Genomic DNA, 22,975 nt, shown 5'->3' with positions numbered 1-22,975 from the left:
CAGATACCATAAACTTTAGTCCAAAGGAGCAATGGTAGCGACGTTTTTTATAATATTTAACCTATTTATCAAGAATTTTCCTAGTGAGGGTAATGATAAAAGTAAGTGCTATTGAGCTGAAGATTAAACCTATTGCCAGAGTAACATTTTGCAGTGCAGTAGGATCCATCGCTAGTGTGCCACCTAAACCTATCATCATAATGCCGGACATTAACTTTAGAGTTTTCCCCTCTTTTTCTGTCAGCTTACGTTTACCTAATGTGGCGCTAAAGGCGATAACTATGATAGCTAGAGGGATCACGTAGACGATGTTATAGAAAACAAGGTACATATAGCGTTCAAAGTCAGGTAACTCATGCATGGCTAAAACACTGGTATAAATCATGGGGAAGCCTGCGGTACATAAAAGTTCATAAGCGTTAGCTAAGATGGACAGTACCACGGTCCCAGCAATCATTGCTGCCATGCTGCTGGCATTCGTGAGTTTTCCCATACGCTTTATCAGGCCTGTTCGGTTTTCTGCCGACATGGATAGAGTGACTTCTCCCTTAGTGAAAAAGTAATCTTTTAGATTTATAACTCCAGCAACTAAAGCCAGAATCCCAGCTCCCAGTATGATCATCCCTCCGTCACTATTCGCGCCGAGTAGTTCGAAAATATTTAGCCATGCGATCATGAAAAGAAAATAGATGAAGCCTGAAAAGAATACAAATATCCCACCGACAATTAGCATACGAGTACGACTCTTAGCATTCACCATAATTGAGAGTAAAAATAACAGTACAAAGAAGGCACAAGGATTAAACGCATCGACCCCAGCAAGGACAAGAGTAAGTAAAGGGAGTGAAAGTTGCTCTGGCGCAACAACACCGATGAATGGCAGTTCTACTGGTTGAACTGAACTGGTGTTGGATTGTTGAGATTCTAGATTAAGGTCGCAAGTTCCCGTATTACTATCTTGGTTTGTACCATCATTACAAGTGCTGAAAAGTGGTTGTTCTTTATCTGAACTGTTAGGTGCAAAGTTGTCTTGGGGAGCTAATTTCCCACCCAAAGATTGATAGCACTGTTTCAAGCTGTCAACTAAATATTGGCCAGTTACAGCTTCGCTACTGTAGCCCACGACAGCTTTATTACACACAGCCATATAGGGAACCGAGCTCGCTTTGGTCCCCGTTTGTAAGGCTATTTCTTGCCATTTATCCATAGAGCCTGGTGTTGAGACTCTATGCGAGTAAAGTTCTATCCAAGGGTATAGTTTTGGTAATTGGTCGATAAATGGGTGAGCTTCAGCACAGTGAGGGCAAGTTTTGGACCAGAAAAAGTAGAGTTTGATCTTAAGTTCGCCCTGTTCATTTACATAATGCCAGCTTTGAGATTCATCAGTGAACGATGTTGGGTCCGTTGTGGCTAAAGTGTCAGAACTTGAAAATAAACTTAAGAAAAACAGCATGGTGAGTAGGGGTAATTTAGCCATGTTCCCTCCGAAGGGCGTATTTATCTAATTAGAGTATTTGAGACGAGCTATCTCGATTACTCTACGTTTATTTATCTGATTAGATAAATAAACGTGTGATAAATGCAGCCTGAATCTCGATTAATCGAGAATTGAGAACTTAATCGTATTTTACCTTTTGGGTTCTTTTAATGTTGGCTGTGAATCGGAGTTCAGGTTGTTTGATATTTGAATCGATATTTCAATTACTCAGCAAGTTCAAATGATTTAACGGTGGGAGCTTTGATCGGGCACCAGGTTACGCTTATATCACGACGTTTATCCATGCCAGCAGTTAAAATCCGCGTGACGATGGGCGCAGGAAAGCTTGATTCCGTTAAATAGGATTTAACTCTGTGGATCCTGCGTTCGGCAAGCCAGAGGTTATATGCTCTGAGCTCATCACTTTTCTGGTTTTTTTGAACTTGAAACTCTAATAACAGATAGCCATTTTTTGACTTATGCTCTTCACTGATTTCGTCTAATCGAGTGGAGTAGGCACTTGGAAAATAGGAACTGTTTTTAACATAAGGTATGTTGAACATATGAACACTACTATCACATTGTGCTACAGCATTTCCTGTTATTAATACTGCAAGGGCGGCGACTATCACTCTCATTATTGGCTTCCGGTGATGTAAAATAGCTATTAATTGTGTCTGGGTGGTTTTTTATTCTGTTGATAACTTAAGCTAGTGCTAGGATGAAATCAATGAGTAAGATAATAAGTTAAGCCTTTCGAGTAAACAACAAAGAGAGTTTGTAGGCATTTAGTTTGGTATTATTCAGAGACATTCTTACCAAAAGTGTCGATTTACCGGGTGACTATAAGTATATTGTGCACAACTGAACTAATTATTTAGGCCATTATGTCAAAAGATCTTCTAAACCCCCTATCACTGGACAATCAAGTGTGTTTTTCACTCTATAGCGCCACGAATGCAATGGTGAGAGCGTATCGCCCTTTGCTGACTGAGCTCGATTTAACCTACCCTCAATACTTAGTCATGTTAGTGCTATGGGAAAATAGGGGGATAAGTGTAAAAACGCTAGGGGAGCAGCTTCATCTTGATTCAGGAACCTTAACTCCCTTGCTTAAACGCTTAGAAGTAAAAGGCCTAGTGATTAGAGGCAGAAGTGAATTAGACGAAAGGGTAAGGGTATTACATGCATCAAAGAAAGGCGTGGACTTAAAGCTACTTGCCGCGAAAATACCTGAGAAAATGGCGTGTAAACTCACGATAAAGCCAGAGGTTTTTATTGAATTAAAGCGTTTGTGTGATCAGGCTTATGTGAGCCTAGCTGACGCGGATATGAAGTAATACTAAAGCTAAATCAATCTCGTTTATTTTGTCTGTTACTGGTGGTGGTTTCGCCAACAAGTTGAATTAATTATGCTATCTTAATTTATATCTCCCCCACTAGGTATTTAAATGGACCAACTTGATCTGATTGTTATTGGTGGCGGTATCAATGGGGCTGGCATTGCCCAAAGCGCATCAGCAGCTGGCTACAGTGTATTGTTATTGGAAGAAGGCGAGGTGGGTGAGCAAACTTCGGCTAATTCAAGTAAATTAATCCATGGTGGACTAAGGTACCTTGAGTCAGGTCATGTATCCTTGGTTCGCAAGTCTCTATCTGAACGCCGTGCTTTGCTTAGGTTAGCGCCTAGTTTAGTTAAACCTGTTCCCTTCTATATTCCCGTTTATGACAATAGCCAACGCAGCCAGTGGATGATTAGAGCTGGACTGAGCGCCTATGCTTTATTGAGTGAATTAGATCCCTTAGGCAGATATAAGAGTATTCCTGCGGCTCAATGGCCCAACATTCGGGGGTTGAAGCTGCAAGGTTTAGAGGCTGTTTTTCAATATTGGGACGCCCAAACAGATGATAAGGCGTTGACTCAAGCTGTCATAAAAAGCGCAATAGAATTAGGTGCTAACGTATTAGAACAGACTCGATGTGATGCCATTGTACATAGACCAGGGTATTGTGAAGTTAGCTATTTGTATCAAGGTGAGCCCACTAAAGTAAAAGCATCATGTGTGATTAATGCAACTGGTCCTTGGGTCAATGACCTGATTGGCTGTGTGACGCCTCCAATGGCAAAAGAGGAGATAGATCTCGTACAGGGAACCCATCTATTGCTTGATATTACTCCCCCTGATGGGATCTTATATCTGGAGTCTTGCTTCGATCAACGAGTCGTATTTGTTATCCCTTGGCAGGGGAAAACCTTGTTGGGGACGACGGAGACTCAATTAGCCGATTTAGAAGGAAAGCCGACTCCAACAAGAGAGGAGATCGTTTATCTGCTAGGGATTTATCAACATTACTTTACTGACGCGGGTGAGATTGAAATATTAGAGTCAAAGATCGTCGAGACATTCTGTGGTGTTAGGGTCTTGCCTAAACAAGCGGGATCATCGTTTGATCACTCTCGAGAACTCTGGTTACAAACCCGAGACTCACATCCTAGGATTTTGACCCTCTATGGTGGCAAGCTAACCACATTTCGCACGACGGCAAAAGAGGTCACTCTTTGGCTTGAAAGCAGGTTAGGTGGGAGGAAAATGTTAGCTGATATCGATAAATTGCCTTTGTACTAATACTCAGACGAAAAATTCATCTGAGTGTCATATTTCGATGTTAAGATCCCACAAATTTAATTTAATACTCTTATGGATTTATGCTGCAAATCTTCATTCGTTTTTTCTCATTAGGTTTAATCTCTTTCGGCGGGCCCGCTGCACATATTGGTTATTTCAGACAGGCTTTCGTTCAAGAGTTGGCGTGGTTAGATGATAAACGTTATGCCAGTTTTGTCGCTTTGAGCCAATTTATGCCTGGCCCAGGTTCGAGTCAGGTGGGGTTTGCGATTGGTTACCATAGAGGTGGATTACTCGGCGGGCTGGCAGCTTTTATTGGTTTTACGCTCCCTTCATTTATTCTGCTGTTTTTGTTTGCCGTAACCAGTACTCAGTTGCTCGATTACCCGGTAACTCAAGGCATTATTCACGGACTTAAGTTATTGGCAGTGGTTGTGGTTGCTGACGCAGTGTGGATCATGTTCAATCAATTCTGTAAGCGAAAGCCAGCGATTTTACTTATGCTGTTTAGCGTTGCTGTTATCTTACTGTTTCCCGGAATATGGATACAATTTGCACTTCTAATCCTTGCGGCGGTGGTCGGCAGGCAGTGGTTATCAAGCACTGCAACGCCAGCAGAGCCAACTAAGCAGCGCATCAAACTTAATTATCTCTGGTTGAGTATTTTTGCGCTTCTGTTTGTGGGTTCAACATTTATCGTCTCCGAAAATATCAGTGCATCAGAGTCTGGTTTAGTGTCGCTTTTCAGTCAGTTCTATCAAGTCGGTAGCCTAGTCTTCGGTGGGGGTCATGTGGTGTTGCCGCTGCTGCAAGCGAGTGTTGGCGACGCGATGAGCAATGATCAATTCTTAACTGGTTATGCCTTAGCACAAGCGGTTCCCGGTCCAATGTTTGCTCTGGCTGCCTATCTTGGCGCTGAGATATGGATTGAGCAGCCCTTGGTTGGTGCTCTTGTGGCCACGGTTGCCATCTTCCTTCCTGGTTTTTTATTGATGTTAGTGGCACTAAAAAGTTGGCATGCGCTGAGTGCAAGACCCCATATAACAGGGGCGATTGCCGGAGTGAATGCTTGTGTTGTGGGCTTTTTATTAGCGGCGCTCTATAACCCTATTTTCTCTAGCGCGGTAAAAGATAATCTGGACATGGCATTAGTGGTGATAGGTTTTGGTTTGTTTAAAGTGCTAAAGCCCAATATCTTTTATTTGGTACTGAGTTTTGCCGTTGCAGGTGCAGTGACTGAGTTAATCTAATCGGCATAAAAACACAGGCTTTAGCTCGGGAGTTCAAAGCCTTTGATTATTGTTAGCGGGTCATCTTCTTTACAAATACCACGACGAACAGGGCGATGGTAAAGCTACCGGTAAATGCCTCTATTGCGGCGATGACTTTAGAGAACCCCACAGGGGTAAAGTCTCCATAGCCTAAGGTCGTGAAAGTGACAACGGAGTAATAGATACAGTTGAAGAAAAGGTAAAGATTGGTCTGAAAGTCATTGCTCATCTGAAATTGGTGTAATTGAGTGCCGTAACTTAATCCAGTAAAAAAATACAGCATTGCACAGACGAAGATAAGTCCCATTGAGAAGCCGATGACACGCAAAGGCGCTTCACCGTAGCCACAGAAAATATCGATAACTTTAGATACTGTTCGCTTATAGCTGTATTGAGGCATCAGGTGGCGTCGCATAGTGAGTTCTTTGCGGATATAGTCACCAGACATGGCAAAGAGTCCTTCGCGTTCGGCGGCTTTACGAAGATCTCTGTATATCTCTTCGGCTTGCTCAAAATAGTCGTTAGCTATCTCTCGTTCACCCACTCGATCTGCTTCGTGCGCCAGTATCTCCTGTTTGATCCGTTTACCTGTATTGATGTTCTCAATTTTGGCGCCATTCCATTTTATGCCAAGCAGGTTAGTGCCGGTTAAATTGGCGCAGTGGACGTTTGAGTCTCTGAGGTCTGCTTTCATCAAACTCGCATTATGTAGATTGAGATTGAAAAGATGTGCTCCTTGGAGATCGGCTCGATATAACTCTGCGTGAGTCATATCAAATCCCGTTTTTTGGTGATGTCTGACAAGATCGATCCCTGGCAAAACGGCACGCTTGAGTGCTAAGCCCCGCATCATGCCCCCATTTCGTGCAAACTTTTCAAGCTTTTGCACATCATCAGGGTTATTTTTGACTATTTTGGGATCGTGCCAATAGCATAAACCAGAGGGCTCTGCCGACTCTGTGCAGGAGAATCCTTCTTCTTCGTGATAGCAGCATGTAGGCATTTTTTCATTCATCAAGAAAGTATAGACATGAGGTTTGAAATTTGTGAGTTTTATTACTCATTGATTAAAGACATAAATAAATTGTAACTGCGATCTAACTCCCTAAGTTTCCTCTAGATAAGTATAAGGTTGAAATAACCGCAATTCATCGCGTTCCAGATCTAGTCGAAATGCGACTATTGAGTTAAAATAGCGGGTTGCAGCCACATCTAACTTATTTGAGTAGAAGAGTAATGTTTGAAGTAAATCCGGTTAAATTTAAAATTAAAGACCTTGCCGATCGCACCCTTCTACTGCGGAGGTATCTTTGACTATGATGCCAAGAGCGAGCGTCTAGAAGAAGTTTGTGCTGAACTTGAAAGCGCAGAGGTATGGAGCAATCCTGAAAATGCTCAAGCCTTAGGTAAAGAGCGTTCTGCTTTAGAATTAGTGGTTAAGACTATCGATGATATGGATTCGGGCCTTGAAGATGTTGAAGGCTTAGTTGAACTTGCTGTCGAAGAAGAAGATGAAGAAACGTTTAACGATGCAAGCTCAGAACTTGATGCGTTAGAGAAGCGTCTTGAAGAGCTTGAGTTCCGTCGTATGTTCTCCGGTCCTAATGATATTGCCAACTGTTATTTAGATATTCAGTCAGGTTCTGGCGGAACTGAAGCGCAGGATTGGGCCAACATGGTACTGCGTATGTTCTTGCGTTGGGGTGATGCCCATGACTATAAGCCTGAACTGATGGAAGTGACTGATGGTGATGTGGCTGGTATTAAAGGCGCAACCATCAAGTTTACTGGCGAGTACGCGTTTGGTTCATTACGTACTGAAACCGGTGTACACCGTTTAGTGCGTAAATCGCCTTTTGATTCGTCGGGCAAACGTCACACTTCATTTTGTTCAGTGTTTGTATACCCTGAAATTGATGATTCAATTGAGATTGATATCAATCCATCAGATTTGAGAATTGACACCTACCGCGCCTCTGGTGCTGGTGGTCAGCACGTCAACAAAACTGAATCCGCGATCCGTATTACTCACGTACCAACCAATACGGTTGTGCAGTGTCAAAACGATCGCTCACAACATAAAAATCGTGATGCAGCGATGAAGCAGTTGAAAGCAAAACTCTATGAATTAGAGATGCTAAAACAAAATGCCGATAAGCAGCAGGCGGAAGATGCTAAGTCAGACATTGGCTGGGGTAGCCAGATCCGTTCATACGTACTCGATGATGCACGTATTAAAGATCTGCGCACCGGTGTTGAAAACAGAAATACCCAGAGCGTACTTGATGGCGATCTGGATAAGTTTATTGAGGCCAGCTTAAAGTCTGGTTTATAAGGTTTTTTAGTTCACCTCAACGGGGATAACAAGAGTGTTGCTTATTCCTGTGGAGGCCAGTTGTAGAAAGCTAATTTATTTTAACGTGTGAACCGTAACATTTACGAGAGAAGAAGATGACTGAACAAGTATTACCTGATGAGAATAAGTTAATTGCAGAGCGTCGTGCCAAGCTTGAGCACATTCGCGCTAACTGTCCTGCAAATGGTCACCCGAATAACTTCGATCGTAAACATAAAGCGGCAGATATTCAGGCTGAATATGGTAATAACACCAAAGAAGAACTTGAAGGCATGGAGATCCAGCGCAGTATCGCTGGTCGTATCATGGCGAAACGTGGTCCTTTCTTAGTGATCCAAGATGTCAGTGGTCGTATTCAGGCTTATGCAGGTAAAGATGTTCAGAAAGATCTTAAAGAGACATTCCAAGGTCTGGATATTGGTGACATTATCGGTGTGACTGGTCAACTTCACCTTTCAGGTAAAGGCGACTTGTATGTCAACATGGAACAGTACCAGTTACTGACTAAAGCACTGCGTCCACTGCCTGAAAAATTCCACGGTCTAACAGACCAAGAGACTCGTTATCGCCAGCGTTATGTTGACCTGATTGTGAATGAAGAGTCGCGTAATGCCTTTATTATGCGTTCTAAAGTGGTTTCAGCAATTCGTAACTTCATGGTGAAGAAAGAGTTCATGGAAGTTGAAACTCCGATGATGCACAGCATTCCAGGTGGCGCTTCAGCTCGTCCTTTTGAGACGCATCACAATGCGCTTGATATGGCGATGTACCTACGTATCGCACCTGAGCTTTATCTAAAGCGTTTAGTTGTTGGTGGTTTTGAGCGCGTGTTCGAAATTAACCGTAACTTCCGTAACGAAGGCTTGTCTCCACGTCATAACCCAGAATTCACTATGATGGAATTCTACATGGCGTATGCAGATTTCAATGATCTGATGGATTTGACTGAAGAGATGCTTAGCTCTATTGCGACTGAGCTATGCGGTTCTCCACAGCTTCCATATGGTGAGCATACTGTAGATTTTGGTGGTCCATACGCTCGTCTTAGCATGTTAGATGCGATTAAGAAGTACAACCCAGATAACGCGACTATCCAGTCTATGACTTATGAAGAAGTCAAAGATGTTGAGTTTATGCGTGACTTGGCTAAGAGCTTAGGCATGACTATCGAAAAATTCTGGACATGTGGTCAGTTGCTTGAAGAGATATTTGGTGAAACTGCCGAGACTCAACTTATGCAGCCTACATTTATCACTGGTTACCCAGCAGATATCTCACCACTTGCTCGTCGTAACGATGATAACCATTTCATCACTGACCGTTTCGAGTTCTTTATCGGTGGACGTGAAGTGGCTAACGGTTTCTCTGAGCTTAACGATGCAGAAGATCAAGATAATCGCTTCAAAGCACAGGTTGATGCGAAAGATGCCGGTGATGATGAAGCAATGTTCTATGACGCTGATTACATCAGAGCACTAGAGCACGGTTTACCGCCAACAGCGGGTCAAGGTATCGGTATCGATCGTCTAGTGATGTTGTTCACCAACACGCATACTATTCGTGACGTGATCCTGTTCCCTGCGATGCGTCCACAAACTTAATCGTTGGATGTGTATTGATTGAGTTTTGAATCGAAAAACCAGCCAATTGGCTGGTTTTTTTATGTTATAAAAACGGCATTATCAGTTTTTATAACTAATACGATATATGGCATCTGCGGCGTCATCTGACACGAGCAAAGAACCATCGGGCATGGTGAGCACTGCAACAGGACGTCCCCAACTTTCTTCCCCTTGTAGCCAGCCTGAGGCAAAGACCTCTGAATTAACCACCTTGTCTCCTTCAAGTTCCACTCGAACGATACGGTAGCCGACTTTTTTACTGCGGTTCCAAGAACCATGTTCAGCGATAAATATCGTGTTTTTATATTCTGCTGGAAATTGTTTTCCTTGGTAGAACTCCATCCCAAGTGATGCCACATGAGCGCCAAGTTTTAACGCGGGTTTATGGTTCAACTTAGCCTTGGTCTCATTGCTAAACTTGGGATCGGCAATGTCATCATTATGGACATAGGGAAAACCAAAGAACTGTCCTTCTTTTGAGACATGGTTGAGTTCATCATCGGGAAGATCGTCACCCATCATGTCGCGGCCATTGTCGGTAAACCATAAATCACCTGTTTGGGGATGAAAATCAAAACCAACACTATTTCTGACGCCATCGGCGACTAAGGTGGTATTTTTAGTGGCGAGATCGAGTTTAATGATACTGGCAAAAGGGGGCTTGCTTTCACATACGTTACAGGGAGCACCAATGGGAATATACAGCTGACCATCTGGGCCGAATGCGATGAACTTCCAGCCATGATGTGATTTATTGGGCAGTTCATCAAAGACGAGTTCAGGTTCTGGGATCTCTGGGAGTGAAGCTTCAATATTTGGGTAGCGCCATATTTTATCGACTTCGGCGACATAAAGATCACCTTGATGATAAGCAATACCGGAAGGCATAAAGAGTTTGCTCGCGACATCAATTATCTTGTCGGCCTGCTTATTATTGTCGCTATCAATTAAGGCGTAAACTTTGCCGGCTTTACGACTACCAACAAATAAAGTGCCCTTGCTGCCTAGCGCCATCTGGCGGGCATTATCAATCCCTTCAGCATAAAGTTCGATGTTGAATCCTTCAGGCAAAGTGATCTTATCTAAAGGCAGCGAATAACAGAAAGTGGGCAACAGCATTGTAAGGGCTGTGAGTAATAATTTCATTAACTTGGCATCCTTGGCAAATCGTTTGTTCACTAACCTGAACTCGAGATAGAATGTTCAGGTTAACCATAAGCTACTTCAAGCTGAAAAATTCAACAAGTCGTAAATTATTTCTCTTGTGCTCGTTATAGGATATTAGTTATGTCAGTAAGCTCAATGACCTCACCGGGTTGCATCCTTGATAGATGTATATCGCCAATGCGTACTCGAACGAGTCTCATGGTCGGAAAGCCAGCTGCGGCAGTCATCTTGCGTATCTGCCGGTTTTTTCCTTCACTGATGGTGATAGAGATCCAACTCATGAGTCCGTGTCTTGGATCTCTCACTCTGCGGCCATTATTAGGCAAGTCTGGCTCTGTATCGAGTTTGAATACTTTGCAGGGGAGGGTGAGGTATTTCTCTCCCTTGATGCCAATTTCTACCCCTTGTTGAAGACGAGCAATAGCTTGTTCATCAATGTCACCATCGACTTGAACATAGTATTCTTTTTCCACTTTTTTACTGCGTACTTGGTGGCTAACCATGCCATTGGTTGTTAGTAACAACAGACCCTCTGAGTCATGGTCTAATCGACCAATCGCCATCGTGCCTAAGGGAAAGTGGGCCAATTCAGCTAGCAGCTTTTTACTCTTTCTGGTTTCAGGTACAAACTGGCTGAGAAAACCGTGAGGTTTAAAGATTTTATAATGGTGATGACACCCTTCTGGGGCTGGGAAGTGAGTGTGAATATCATCCTCTGGCATGGTTTTTTGTCATCATTTAGTCAAGAGAGTGGAGTATTATAACGTTAAATTTACTGCAATGATGCGATGACTTAAAGCAAAGTTAAATTGCCACTTCCATCTGTTTACAATAACAAATGACAGCGTTGTCATTTGGCGTTATAGTAATGTTACGAAATACTGGGATTAGCATCTTTCGCCCCTCACTTGTAGGATTAGAAGTTGAGGTAAAGGGCGGAGTAGTCGTGATTTTTCTGGTCTTACATCGATTATTCAATCGTATTTGAGCTGAGCTCTACGTTAAAGCGAGTTTATATAATGCAAATTGTCATCTTAAAAAATAGTGCTGAAGTTGCCGAATATGGTGCGAATATTTTTATTAAGCAGCTGCAAAACAGAGCTGACTCAGTGTTAGGTTTGGCTACGGGCTCAACTCCATTGGCTCTTTACCAAGGTTTGATTGAGGCTAGTAAGGCGAACAAGATCTCTTTTAAAGATGTGACTACCTTTAATTTAGATGAATACCTAGGGTTAGAAGGCACTCACCCTCAAAGCTATCGTTACTTTATGAATGAGCAGTTATTTGATCATATCGATATCGATAAAGCGAATACATTTGTGCCACCAGGTGATGCAGAAAATCCGATCCAAGCTTGTGATGGCTACGAAGCGAAAATCGAAGCCGCTGGTGGTATCGATATTCAACTTTTAGGCATTGGACGTAACGGTCATATCGGCTTCAATGAGCCTTCATCAGGTTTAATGTCACGCACTCGAGTGAAGACATTGACCAAAGCGACAATTGAAGATAATGCGCGCTTCTTTGGTACCGATGAGTACCAACCTCATCTATCCATCACCATGGGTATAGGCACTATTTTGGATGCGAGAAAGGTGGTTTTACTCGCAACGGGTGAAAACAAGGCCGATGCGATTTTAGCCACGGTTGAAGGCGCATTGACTGCATCTTGTCCTGCTTCAGCATTGCAACTTCACAAAAATGCAGTGTTGGTGATTGATGAAGCAGCGGCCTCTAAATTATCTGATTGTGAGTTTTATAAGCACATCGAAAGTGAAAATCAGAAATTGATGGCACGTTTAGGCTTCTAGTCGCTAATGGCCTGTGTCAACACAGGTGCTATTACGTTAAATGAGGGCAGCTGAAGCTGTCCTTTTTTGTGGGCGTACTATTTCTTCGCTCTAACTATTGGGCATTACATTTAATCTCATCACATTAATAATCCTCTCATTGCTCATTCCCTATTTAAGCTAAGCGAAGTAGTACCTTCGCATTGGTTGTTCGCTTTGCAACTTGCTTTTCATTTTGAAAATTTAACGGTTAAAAGTGGACTTATTCTCGTTGGATAAAATAGAAAATCTTGCTTATTCAATCAGTTAACTTCTTGGTATGCACCTTGCTTTAGCTCTACTGCCTAGACTTTAACGGGGCTATTAATGAAAGATTCTCTTACCTGACTTGTAGTGGATGTAATCCCAAACCGTCAAACAGATTTCATTTCTCCAGTTACATCTAGTGATGTTTATTTATTGACGCGATCTCAAGTACATGGAGCTGTTAATTGTATTGAGGGATTGCCTCCTCATTAAAGTAGAGGTTTATTATGAAATGTAGATATCAACTTATGTCCCTTATTTTCCTGAGTGTTGCGAGTATTCCTATCGCAGCAGAATCAGTAGATTTGGATTTCTCTAACCAAATGGAAACCACTAATGTATCCACTGGTTTTGGGCCATCCTATGACGGTCCTATCATGCGTTTTCTCAATGTAGGAACTCATGACGGGAAAACCATCGATGCCAAGGTAACGAGCTCGATTTTTGGTGCAGCGACCTTCCTTTATCACACTCCAAATTATAAAGAGGGCGCCGGAGAGCCAGAAGGAGATATTGGTTTTCTCTATCAAACCACCGCTCCAGGGGCTGCTGGTCTTATCTACAAGTTTGAATTTTTTGATGGTACAGCTGGCCTTTCTGCCACCTTCTCGGTGCCTTACACTATTCCAGAATTCGATATGATTGGTTATGACATTGATGGTGAACCCGTGCAATCTGAACAAGTACGTGTTTTCAAAAGTGAAGGGTTCTTCAGCTACCAAACCGGCACAGCAGCTGCCAGTCTCACTGCTGAGGAAAGCGTTGATGGTCTGTCAGTATTGTTCAGTGGTCCTGGCACTAACTTTAGTGAAACAAACACATCAGGTGCTGTAAAATTTACATACAAGAACACATCAGCAATAACGCTTCAATTTGAAACCGTTACAGCTTCAAACAGTTACCTGCCAAACCCTATCTTTTCTGCTTTTGACGGTAATTGGGAGTTAAGTGGTTTCACCGATCCGGTTACCAGTTCTAATTCGTCAGATTTTGGCGACGCGCCTAACGAATACAACACGCTGCAGGCTAGTAACGGTGCAGAGCATGCAATATCGTCTAGTTTGTACCTTGGATCTAACATTGACGCTGATGATGATGGCCAACCAAGTCTTGGGTCAACAGGTGATGACTTAGATATAGACGGGAACGACGATGACGGCATCACGCTACTAACTAACCTTGAAATAGGCTTAGATGCGCTAATCAATGTTAGCGTCTTTGGCGAAGGCTACTTACAAGCTTGGGCTGACTGGGATATGAATGGCAGTTTTGATGAAGATGAACAAATCATTACTAACTATGCGGTCAGCAACGGACTGCAGGTTATCCCTATTCGTGTTGGGGATGATGCGGTAGTTGGCCAAGCCCAAACCCGTTTCCGTGTTTCTAGTAGCCCTAATATCCCAAGCAGCGGTTATGTTGGTGATGGTGAAGTCGAGGATTACGTGTTCAATGTCACCGACTTAGGCACCACTATTCAGCATTCAGGCTTTTACACTGCAGCCTTTGAAGATAACTGGCCGGAAGTCGGTGATTTTGATGTCAACGACGTAGTAGCCTATTACCGTACAACCATCATCATTAAAGATGACAAAGTATTACGATTCGATATCAACGGTAATATCACTGCTTACGGTGCCTCTTATGGTAATGGTTTAGGGTGGAAGCTCGAAGGTTTTACTGAGTCAGAGGTTAACCTCCAACTGTCCCGTGTGATGAGAAATGGAGCCACTCGAGCAAATATTTCGCCATTCACAGGCGAAGAGAAAGATTACGCAGATGTACCAGCAGGGCAGGATCTCGTTGTTGTTGCCTCTTTGAATCTACGAAACGATATACCGATTAATCCAGAGTGTCTGTTCCATCGTACTAATCCTACTTGTGGTGCAGCGTTAGAGGCTGAACAAATGACATTCAGTATCTCTCTGCCGTTTAATGTGGGCGATGAGCCGAGTGTGAGTTCAGTCATGCCTCTAGGGGGATATGATCCATTCATTTTCGGACCCGGTGAGGGACTTTATCATGGTTCTAGCTTCTCTAGTCCTCCAGGAAAAGAGTTAGAAATTCACACCGCTGACTTTCCACCAACAACCAGAGGCACCTTGGTTTCAGACTACTACGGTATCGCTCAAGATGATTCAGACCCTGCAATTGGCAAATATTATCGTACCAGTGAAAACTTACCATGGGGGATTTTGATTTCTGTTCCTTGGAATCATCCATCTGAGTACGTCGATATTAGTCACGCGTACCCAGACTTTGCAGAATGGGCAACCTCAGGCGGTACAGATAAGCAAACTTGGTATCTCGACCCTGATGCAACTAAAACCTGGACAACGGCAGATGACCAATAAGGAGGATATATGAAAACGATTAATCTATTACTAAGCACTGTCACCCTCGTTTTGCTTTCAGCTTGTGGTGGGGGAGGTGAGGAATCAACGCCGGAAGTTGTCAGTCCACCACCCGTGACGACACCGCCCGTTGTTACTCCACCGGTAACAACGACACCTGACAGTGGAGGTGGACCGGTGAATACCAGTGATTTGTTAATCCCAGACGGATTTGATTTCACTACGGAGAGAGAGGTTTCCTTCAACCTCTCCGTTGCAAGTTCACAAACTGAACGGGGATTTATGTCGGTGTACACTGAATTTAATAATGGGGTTGTGGATTACAATTCTCAGATCATCCGTACGCCAATGAATGCGGGTGTTGAATTCAAAAGTAACATCATGGTCCCCAATCATTTGGATAAAGTTTGGGTTGAGATTTGGTACCCAGCAGCGATAGGAACTGAAGTTAAAAAGCAGTTAGATATTGTCAATGGCGTGGTAAACGCTGTGCTCTAAATAATGTGTTGATCAAATGCCTCCGCTCGGAGGCATTTTTATTTCAGCTGTAAACTCCATGAGCACAATCACGTCGGGTCAATGAAACCCAACAATTCAGCTTGTTCGACCGATAAATCTCCAGCAATAAAGTGTCATTGCTCTAAGCTTTTTATAGATATCGGCCACATTTGCTAAACGATGGGCATTATTTTATGTTGAGTAATAGAGTCATTTTAAGTGGAGAAGAGCATGTTGAAAAAAATATTAATCTTACTAACTCTTATTATTGCGTTGCCGTTAATCATCGCTCTGTTTGTTAAGCAAGATTATGCGGTGGTGACGTCAGTCACTATCGATAAACCTGTGACTGAGGTTTTTGATTATATTAAATATCTTAAAAACCAAGATAATTACAGTGTTTGGGCAAATATCGATCCTAACATGGAAAAAACACATCAAGGAGTTGATGGCACCGTAGGTTTTGTTTCAGGATGGTCAAGCTTGAATGAAGAGGTTGGTGTCGGGGAGCAGGAGATTATTAAGATTGAGGACGGGAAGCGTATCGACTATGAGCTAAGGTTTATCTCTCCTTTTGAGGCCATTTCTCCCGCGTTTATGTCCTGTGAATCCGTTACTCAAGATATCACTAAAGTGACGTGGGGCTTTGAGGGGCACATGGATTATCCCATGAATCTGATGATGCTCTTTATGGATTTTGAGGGCATGATAAGTAAAGATCTCACTCAAGGGCTTGAGTCTTTAAAAGAGACTTTGGAGCAGTAAAGTTGAGCGAGGATTCACTTAGTGAGTGTTTGAGAAAGCGCCATTTTGTTTGTTCTTCTTTACACTGCCTTAGGCTGAGTTATGCATAAAACGGTTAAGATAGGTAATTATTAATCTAAGACCTAGTCTTTTAGTAGTTTAATAAAGTGTCATATTTAATTTACTTAGCATGAAATATACATTTATCCTAAGTGTTGTTGACAACTGTATTTTCTATGAGCGTTTATTTAGCCTTAACCATTAATGTTGTCCTGTTCTCGATTTTCCCGCTGTTTCTCTCATCATTAACCCCAGTTATGCGTCGCATTGGTTTTTACTCATATTTAAGCATTATTCTGGTTATTGGTGGCGTGTTAGGTAGCCTATATTCATTTCAACTTACTGATAATATATATCTTTCCGGTGGCAATTTAGCCTATGGCTCTTTTATGATGTCTGCAGTCATGCTGTTTATCATGGAGCGCAAGGTATTAATATTTAACTATTTAATAAAGCTACTGATTTTTATCAATCTATTTGTATTTTTGGGCTTTGAGTTTCTGCTGTATACCTTAGAAAATGCTCTAGTTGTTAATCCATTTAACGTGGATGCTCAATTGTTCGATACCTCCCTTGGCGTCCTGATACTCGGTGGCGTACTGATTGCGACTGAGTTTCTTATTCTGATGTTTATTTTTATCAAAACGAAGCACGCCATCAAAAGCCCCAAGTATTTGATGGTACTTTATTCTGTGGCGTTCGTGTTTGTGATATGTCTCGATGGCATTCTATTTCCTGTGATAGTGATCGGGATATCACCTGAACTTGTCCCGATAATGATAAGTAACCTTAGCGGTAAGTTTATTTTAGCGCTCTCTTTTAGTGTTCCTTTATTGGTTTTTTACTGCTTATACCGAGGTAATCTAAACCGATTTATTAATACTCCGATGGCATTAAGTCAAGTTATTTTCAGTTCCAGAGTGCGGTTAATCGCTGAGTTGGGTAAGCAGGAAAAAGCAACGAAGTTGTTGATAGAAGATAATCAAAAATTGATTAATCTTTCCCATTACGATCACTTAACAGGATTGGCAAATCGAAGAAAGTATGATGATTATGCAAGTGAGCTATATGCGGCAGGCCTTGAGTCAGGAGAAGCGATCACCCTTGTGCTGGGTGATGTTGATCATTTCAAAAAATATAACGATTTTTATGGTCATCAAACGGGTGATAAATGCTTGCAAAGAGTGGCTGAGTTTTGGAAAACTCTCTTACCTGAAGAGAAATGCTTAGCGGCTAGAATCGGGGGAGAGGAGTTTGCCGTTATTATTGCAAATCGAAATATCGAGCAAGTTTTACCACGTTTAGAGTTGGATATTCAGCGGTTAACAGAACTTGCCATTCCTCATGAAACTTCACCAACAAGGTCCTTTGTGACCATGAGTATTGGGGTTGCGAGCATGCATCCACACAAGAAATTACAGTTTGAACAGCTGTTTGAACTTGCTGATAAGGCACTTTATCAAGCTAAAAGCAGCGGACGGAATTGCATCGTTACATTCAGCTAGATTACATCTTGATTGGCCATTGATTTCATATACATATATATCAGTTTTCCCTGTTTAAAGTTTGCAGCTATTACCAATATGATATCAATTGTAAATACAATTGATAATTATTCGCAACTGTATTACTGTCTCGCCACATTTCCAAAGGGCACCTTTTACAGCTTATAGAGGCAGAAATATGGACCACCATTTAACGCTAAAATATCCGGCACTGTTAATCGCACTTAGTATTGCATTATCGAGCCAAGCATACGCGTCAGAGAAAAATCCTGACATGCAAGTCGATGAAACTGAGATGGAGGTGATCACGATTAGTGGTAAAGGCCTTATCTCCTATGTGAGTGCATCAGCATCAAAAACGGATATGCCCATTATCGAAACTCCCTCTTCAATTTCGGTATTAACAGAAAAGCGCATTACCGATCTCGGGGCTGAAAGTCTTCAGGACGCTATTGGTTACGTTGCTGGCGTTTATAATGGTCCATTCGGCGTTGACACCCGAGGTGATTGGGCTCAAGTGAGAGGCGTATCACCATTGTTGTATCAAGATGGTTTGCAGATGATGTTTGGTAATTACAATAACGTTCGAACCAACCCTTATATGCTGCAACAGGTTGAGATCTTAAAAGGGCCCTCTTCGGTGCTTTACGGTCAGGGCTCTACGGGCGGTATCATCAATATGGTGACCAAACGTCCAGAAGCCGAACAACAGGGCGAGATCTGGGCGCAGGTGGGCAATTATAATCGTAAACAGTTAGCTGGAGATGTGACGGGTTCACTTAATGATGATGAATCTGTGCTTTATCGCCTGACGGGTTTATATCGCGATAGTGAGACCCAAACAGATTATGTTGATGACGATAGCTATTTTATAGCCCCTGCAATCACTTGGTACGCTACTGATACGACTAAGTTGACGTTACTGGCTAACATTCAGAAAAACGAGTCAGGTTCGAGTACACAGTTCTTCCCCCACGAGGGCACGCTATTGCCAGCTCCTAATGGTCAAATTTCAAGTTCACGCTTTGTCAGTGAGCCGGGATGGGATCAGTATGATACTGAACAGGTATCGGTCACTTTCCTCTTGGAGCAAGAGCTTAACGACTATATGTCACTTCATTGGAACAGTCGCTACGTTGATAGCAAAGCCACTTATCGGACGATGTTCGCATGGCCGCCAAAGTTTCAAGATGATGGACGCTCAATTCTACGCAATGTCAGTATGAGCGACTCAAGCGCGCAAGCTTTGACATCAGATTTACGCCTGCAAGCCGAATTTGATACAGGTTCTGTAGAACATAATCTCACCTTCGGTGTTGATTATCAGGATGTCGATACTGATACTGACCGACTGTACATTCCTGGTGCTGGCGGTTTACTTGATCTCTATAATCCCAAATATGGCTTAAATATTGGCTCTCTGCCAACTGGAGATGACATACCTGATACCCCCGGTGAGAACAATAATCAGCTAGGAGTCTACCTACAAGATTCAATCAAATTTGGCCAATTTATTGTGAGTGGTGCACTACGCCATGACTGGGTTGAGTCGAATACAGTTAGTAATGGTAAGCAAGATCAAACTGCAACAACTGGCCGCTTAGGCTTAATGTATAGCTTCGATTCAGGTATCGCCCCTTATGTCAGTTACGCCCAATCATTCCAGCCTATTTATGGCTCGAATGAACAAGGAATAGCGTTTAAGCCGCAAGAAGGGGAGCAGTATGAGCTTGGTGTTAAGTATCAGCCTTCGGGTACAGAGCACCTGTTTACTGCTGCTATTTTTGATATCACGGATAAGAATCGTAAACAGTCAGCTGGCCCTAATTTGACCAGCCAACTTGGCGAGGTTCAGATCCAGGGCTTAGAACTGGAAGCTCAGCTTGAGTGGGAAGAGATCGATGTTTACGCAAGCTACGCCTACACAGATTCAGAAAAACACACCAATAAAGTCGGAGAAGTTGACGCTAAACTTGCTGCTATGCCTGATCATATGTTGTCGACTTGGCTGACCTATCGTCCGCAATCTTTTTGGCATGGATTTAAGGCGGGTGTTGGATTCCGTTATGTGGGCGAGACCTCTGATGGCAGTGTTGATGTCTTAACGCCTGGTGGCACTCGAGTGCACACTGCGTTAAACACAGAAGCGTATCACTTGTTTGATTTGATGTTAGGTTATGAGTTTAGTGATATCGATTTGAGTTTAAATATTGATAACCTCACCGACGAAACCGTCATTACCAGTTGTTTGGCGCGTGGTGATTGTTTCTACGGTCAACGTCGTACTATTACAGCGAACCTAAGATATAAATTCTAATCGCTATCGTTGTGAAGAAAATGGAGCCTTAAGGCTCCATTTTCTTATCTGTACTTCTAATTTTACAACAAAGTGTTACTGGTCTTTCTCTGTATTTTTGGTAACGTTGGAAGCAATTACGAAACATAGAACAATAATAAAATAGCAAACAAGGATCGTCATGAAAGAGACAGAAGCCCATCATCCCCTGACAGATTTTATTGAATATGGTCAAGAGGAGATGCTCGCCAGAGCACAAGCTCATTATCAAGAGGTTAAACGCCGTCACAGTATTCGCCAGTTTTCAGATAGAGCCGTTCCCCAAGCCATTATCGAGCAATGTATTCAAACGGCTGCAACCGCGCCAAGTGGTGCCAATCATCAGCCTTGGCATTTCGTTGCGATCAACGATCCTAAAGTTAAAGCGCAAATTCGGCACGAAGCTGAGGCATTAGAGCGTTCATTTTATGAAGGGCGTGGTGGTGAGGAGTGGTTGGAAGCATTGAAACCACTAGGGACTGACGCTAATAAGTCTTATCTAGAACGTGCTCCTTGGCTTATAGCTGTGTTTTCTCAAAAACGTGGCGGCATGGATAATGATGACAGTAAGACCAACTATTACGTGCATGAATCAGTGGGGATCGCCACCGGATTTCTATTGCAAGCGCTGCATCATGCAGGCCTCGGCACCTTGACTCATACGCCTAAGCCTATGTCTTTTTTGAGTAAGGTTTGTGGTCGCGATACTGATGTCGATCGCCCCTATATGTTAATTGTGGCAGGCTACCCAGACGAAGGCGCAAGCATACCTGACCATGCGACCAAGAAGAAGTCGATTGCAGATGTCTGCACCTTTATGTGAATTTATATTAGCGGATCCCAATCTTACAAACTTCTTTGCTATAATGCCCCTCCAAAATGACGGGTTTACCTTTAGAGTGATTTTATGAGCAAAGCTAGCATCTTTACCCCAGACGATGTGTCGCATATGTCGAACCGATTAGAACTGCTTGCCCCGGCAAAAAATGCCGAATTTGGTATGGAAGCAATTCTACATGGTGCCGATGCAGTCTATATTGGTGGTCCAGATTTTGGTGCACGAGCGACCGCTGGCAACAGTGTTGAAGACATTGCTCGTTTGTGTACTTTTGCTCATAAATACCATGCTCAGGTGTTTGTCGCGCTCAATACCATTTTGATGGACGATGAACTTGCTGGTGTTGAAAAGTTAATTTGGCAGCTTTATGAAGCTGGCGCCGATGCACTAATTGTTCAAGACATGGGCGTGCTACAGCTCGATTTGCCACCGATTGCCTTGCATGCCAGTACGCAGATGGATAACCGTACTGCGGAGAAGGTGGTCTTTTTAGAGCAGGTTGGATTCTCACAAGTGGTGCTTGCTCGTGAGCTTGGCTTAAGCCAAATTCGTGAAGTCGCGGCTCACACTAAGATGCAGCTCGAATTCTTTATCCATGGTGCGCTCTGCGTTGCCTATTCAGGTTTGTGTAACTTAAGCCACGCTTTCAGTAATCGCAGCGCTAACCGTGGTGAATGCTCGCAGATGTGCCGTTTACCGGGTGAACTTAAGACCCGTCAAGGTGAAGTACTGGCTGAAAATGAACATCTATTATCATTAAAAGACAATAATCAGACCGATAACCTCGAAGCCTTGATTGACGCTGGTGTGCGTTCATTTAAGATCGAAGGCCGCCTAAAAGATGTCAACTACGTTAAAAATATCACGGCTCATTACCGACAAGAACTGGATAAGATCATCGCTCGTCGTCCAGAGTTTCACGCGTCATCACATGGCCGCTCTGTTCATAGCTTTACACCGAATGTTGAAAAAACCTTTAACCGTGGTCGTACCGATTATTTTGTTAACGAACGTAGCCAAGGCGTGAGTGATTTCCGCTCGCCTAAATACATAGGTGAAGAGGTCGCGACGGTTAAGCGCTTAGGCAAAGACTTTATTGAAGTGGAATCGACACACAGTTTCAATAACGGTGACGGCCTGTGCTACTTCCCTGCCAACTACGCCACCGCGAAACAGTCTGACGATAAGCTTCAAGGTTTACGAGTGAATCGCGCCGAAGGCCATATGTTACATGTGCTGACAGTGCCGGGTGATCTTGAAGTTGGCATGACGATTTATCGAAACCGCGATCAGGCTTTTGAGGCCGTATTAGCAAAAGATTCCTCTAAGCGCACTATCGAAGTGGATATCAAATTAACCGATACCGCTGACGGTATTCAAATGACCATGACCGATGTTTACGGCCATCAAGGTAGCGTGACTTTGGCCATGGATAAGCAGTCTGCCAACGATCAAGAGGCCGCGAGCGTCAAACTGCGCAAGCAACTAGCAAAGCTAGGCAGCACCGATTTTGTGGCGAGACAGATCAGCATAGAGACAGAGCAAGTCTGGTTTGCTCCAGCATCCATCATCAACGGTCTTAGACGTGATGTGGTCGAGGCATTAGAGCAAGCGCGTGTTGATGAATACGAAAGACCTAAGCCTTGGAAGCATAATTTAGACGCCATGTACCCAACCAAGCATCTTAGCTATCTCTCAAATGTGGCGAATCAGAAATCAAAAGATTTCTATATGCAACATGGAGTGATTGAAATTGAAGACACTTACGAGAAGAATGGCATTACAGAAGAGGTGCCATTAATGGTGACCAAACACTGTTTACGCTTTAACTTTAATTTGTGCCCTAAAGAGGTGCCAGGTATTAAAGCTGAACCTATGATTTTAGAGATCGGTAAAGATGTATTAAAGTTGGTATTTGACTGCCCTAAGTGCGAAATGATGGTGGTTGGTGCTAACCGCCAGGTTAAGAGCGACGGCAGAGAAGTCATTAACTAGATAATCAGTCATTAACTAGATAATCAGCCA

18 protein-coding genes are annotated in these 22,975 nt (G+C 43.0%); 13 read left to right on the top strand and 5 right to left on the bottom strand.

The annotated features are described in order from the left end of the window. Positions 1–61: 61 nt before the first annotated feature. Positions 62–1,477 (bottom strand): cytochrome C biosynthesis protein, encoded by a 1,416-nt coding sequence (locus tag FN961_RS17620; RefSeq protein WP_144041493.1) that lies wholly within the window; start codon positions 1,475–1,477, stop codon positions 62–64. Between the two features lie 224 nt (positions 1,478–1,701). Next, positions 1,702–2,115 (bottom strand): OmpA family protein, encoded by a 414-nt coding sequence (locus tag FN961_RS17615; RefSeq protein ID WP_144041492.1) that lies wholly within the window; start codon positions 2,113–2,115, stop codon positions 1,702–1,704. A gap of 249 nt (positions 2,116–2,364) precedes the next feature. Between FN961_RS17615 and ohrR the strand changes: the two genes are divergently transcribed. The 3 genes from ohrR to chrA all read left to right on the top strand — a co-directional run bounded on the left by ohrR (position 2,365) and on the right by chrA (position 5,354). Next, positions 2,365–2,817: a transcriptional regulator OhrR gene (gene ohrR, locus FN961_RS17610; protein ID WP_144041491.1), complete on the top strand. Its 453-nt coding sequence runs from the start codon at positions 2,365–2,367 to the stop codon at positions 2,815–2,817. Between the two features lie 111 nt (positions 2,818–2,928). Then, positions 2,929–4,104 (top strand): glycerol-3-phosphate dehydrogenase/oxidase, encoded by a 1,176-nt coding sequence (locus FN961_RS17605; RefSeq protein WP_144041490.1) that lies wholly within the window; start codon positions 2,929–2,931, stop codon positions 4,102–4,104. Between the two features lie 80 nt (positions 4,105–4,184). Further along, complete coding sequence (gene chrA, locus FN961_RS17600; RefSeq protein WP_144041489.1) at positions 4,185–5,354, top strand: chromate efflux transporter; 1,170 nt, start codon at positions 4,185–4,187, stop codon at positions 5,352–5,354. A gap of 52 nt (positions 5,355–5,406) precedes the next feature. Here the strand turns inward: chrA and FN961_RS17595 are convergent, their stop codons facing one another. Further along, positions 5,407–6,390: a pentapeptide repeat-containing protein gene (locus FN961_RS17595; protein ID WP_144041488.1), complete on the bottom strand. Its 984-nt coding sequence runs from the start codon at positions 6,388–6,390 to the stop codon at positions 5,407–5,409. Between the two features lie 221 nt (positions 6,391–6,611). On the opposite strand from FN961_RS17595, the gene prfB reads away from it, so the two are divergent. Next, positions 6,612–7,710 (top strand): peptide chain release factor 2 gene (gene prfB, locus FN961_RS17590; RefSeq protein ID WP_185972827.1). Its coding sequence is split into 2 segments (ribosomal slippage): positions 6,612–6,686 and positions 6,688–7,710, totalling 1,098 coding nucleotides; the frame shifts between segments, so codons are not numbered across the junction. Positions 7,711–7,826: 116 nt separating this feature from the next. Next, positions 7,827–9,332: a lysine--tRNA ligase gene (lysS, locus tag FN961_RS17585; RefSeq protein WP_144041486.1), complete on the top strand. Its 1,506-nt coding sequence runs from the start codon at positions 7,827–7,829 to the stop codon at positions 9,330–9,332. 81 nt (positions 9,333–9,413) lie between these two features. Here the strand turns inward: lysS and FN961_RS17580 are convergent, their stop codons facing one another. Together FN961_RS17580 and FN961_RS17575 are read right to left on the bottom strand one after the other, a co-directional pair. Continuing rightward, positions 9,414–10,499 (bottom strand): PQQ-dependent sugar dehydrogenase, encoded by a 1,086-nt coding sequence (locus tag FN961_RS17580; protein ID WP_144041485.1) that lies wholly within the window; start codon positions 10,497–10,499, stop codon positions 9,414–9,416. Between the two features lie 125 nt (positions 10,500–10,624). Next, entirely contained in the window at positions 10,625–11,242 is a 618-nt protein-coding gene (locus FN961_RS17575) for a pseudouridine synthase (RefSeq protein ID WP_144041484.1), read from the bottom strand. Between the two features lie 297 nt (positions 11,243–11,539). Between FN961_RS17575 and nagB the strand changes: the two genes are divergently transcribed. The 8 genes from nagB (at position 11,540) to FN961_RS17535 (ending at position 22,945) form a co-directional block, all read left to right on the top strand. Beyond that, positions 11,540–12,331 carry a glucosamine-6-phosphate deaminase gene (nagB, locus tag FN961_RS17570; RefSeq protein ID WP_144041483.1) on the top strand — a complete coding sequence of 264 codons (792 nt, stop codon included), beginning with the start codon at positions 11,540–11,542 and terminating at the stop codon, positions 12,329–12,331. Positions 12,332–12,843: 512 nt separating this feature from the next. Beyond that, positions 12,844–14,970, top strand: a complete 2,127-nt coding sequence (locus FN961_RS17565; RefSeq protein WP_144041482.1) for an LruC domain-containing protein — start codon at positions 12,844–12,846, stop codon at positions 14,968–14,970. A gap of 9 nt (positions 14,971–14,979) precedes the next feature. Then, complete coding sequence (locus FN961_RS17560) at positions 14,980–15,468, top strand: hypothetical protein (protein WP_144041481.1); 489 nt, start codon at positions 14,980–14,982, stop codon at positions 15,466–15,468. A 231-nt stretch (positions 15,469–15,699) separates the two neighbouring features. Beyond that, positions 15,700–16,233 (top strand): SRPBCC family protein, encoded by a 534-nt coding sequence (locus FN961_RS17555; RefSeq protein ID WP_144041480.1) that lies wholly within the window; start codon positions 15,700–15,702, stop codon positions 16,231–16,233. A gap of 215 nt (positions 16,234–16,448) precedes the next feature. Continuing rightward, a complete protein-coding gene (locus FN961_RS17550; protein WP_144041479.1) occupies positions 16,449–17,777 on the top strand; it encodes a GGDEF domain-containing protein in 1,329 nt (442 codons plus the stop codon). A gap of 178 nt (positions 17,778–17,955) precedes the next feature. Continuing rightward, positions 17,956–20,094 (top strand): TonB-dependent siderophore receptor, encoded by a 2,139-nt coding sequence (locus tag FN961_RS17545; RefSeq protein ID WP_144041478.1) that lies wholly within the window; start codon positions 17,956–17,958, stop codon positions 20,092–20,094. Positions 20,095–20,254: 160 nt separating this feature from the next. After that, entirely contained in the window at positions 20,255–20,935 is a 681-nt protein-coding gene (locus tag FN961_RS17540) for a nitroreductase family protein (protein WP_144041477.1), read from the top strand. A gap of 84 nt (positions 20,936–21,019) precedes the next feature. Then, positions 21,020–22,945 (top strand): peptidase U32 family protein, encoded by a 1,926-nt coding sequence (locus FN961_RS17535; RefSeq protein ID WP_144041476.1) that lies wholly within the window; start codon positions 21,020–21,022, stop codon positions 22,943–22,945. The last annotated feature ends 30 nt before the right edge of the window (positions 22,946–22,975 follow it).

Source organism: Shewanella hanedai (genome assembly GCF_007197645.1).
Taxonomy (GTDB): Bacteria; Pseudomonadota; Gammaproteobacteria; order Enterobacterales; family Shewanellaceae; genus Shewanella; species Shewanella hanedai.
Note: the sequence above shows the minus strand (reverse complement) of the source record. Positions and strands in the feature narration are given on the sequence as shown.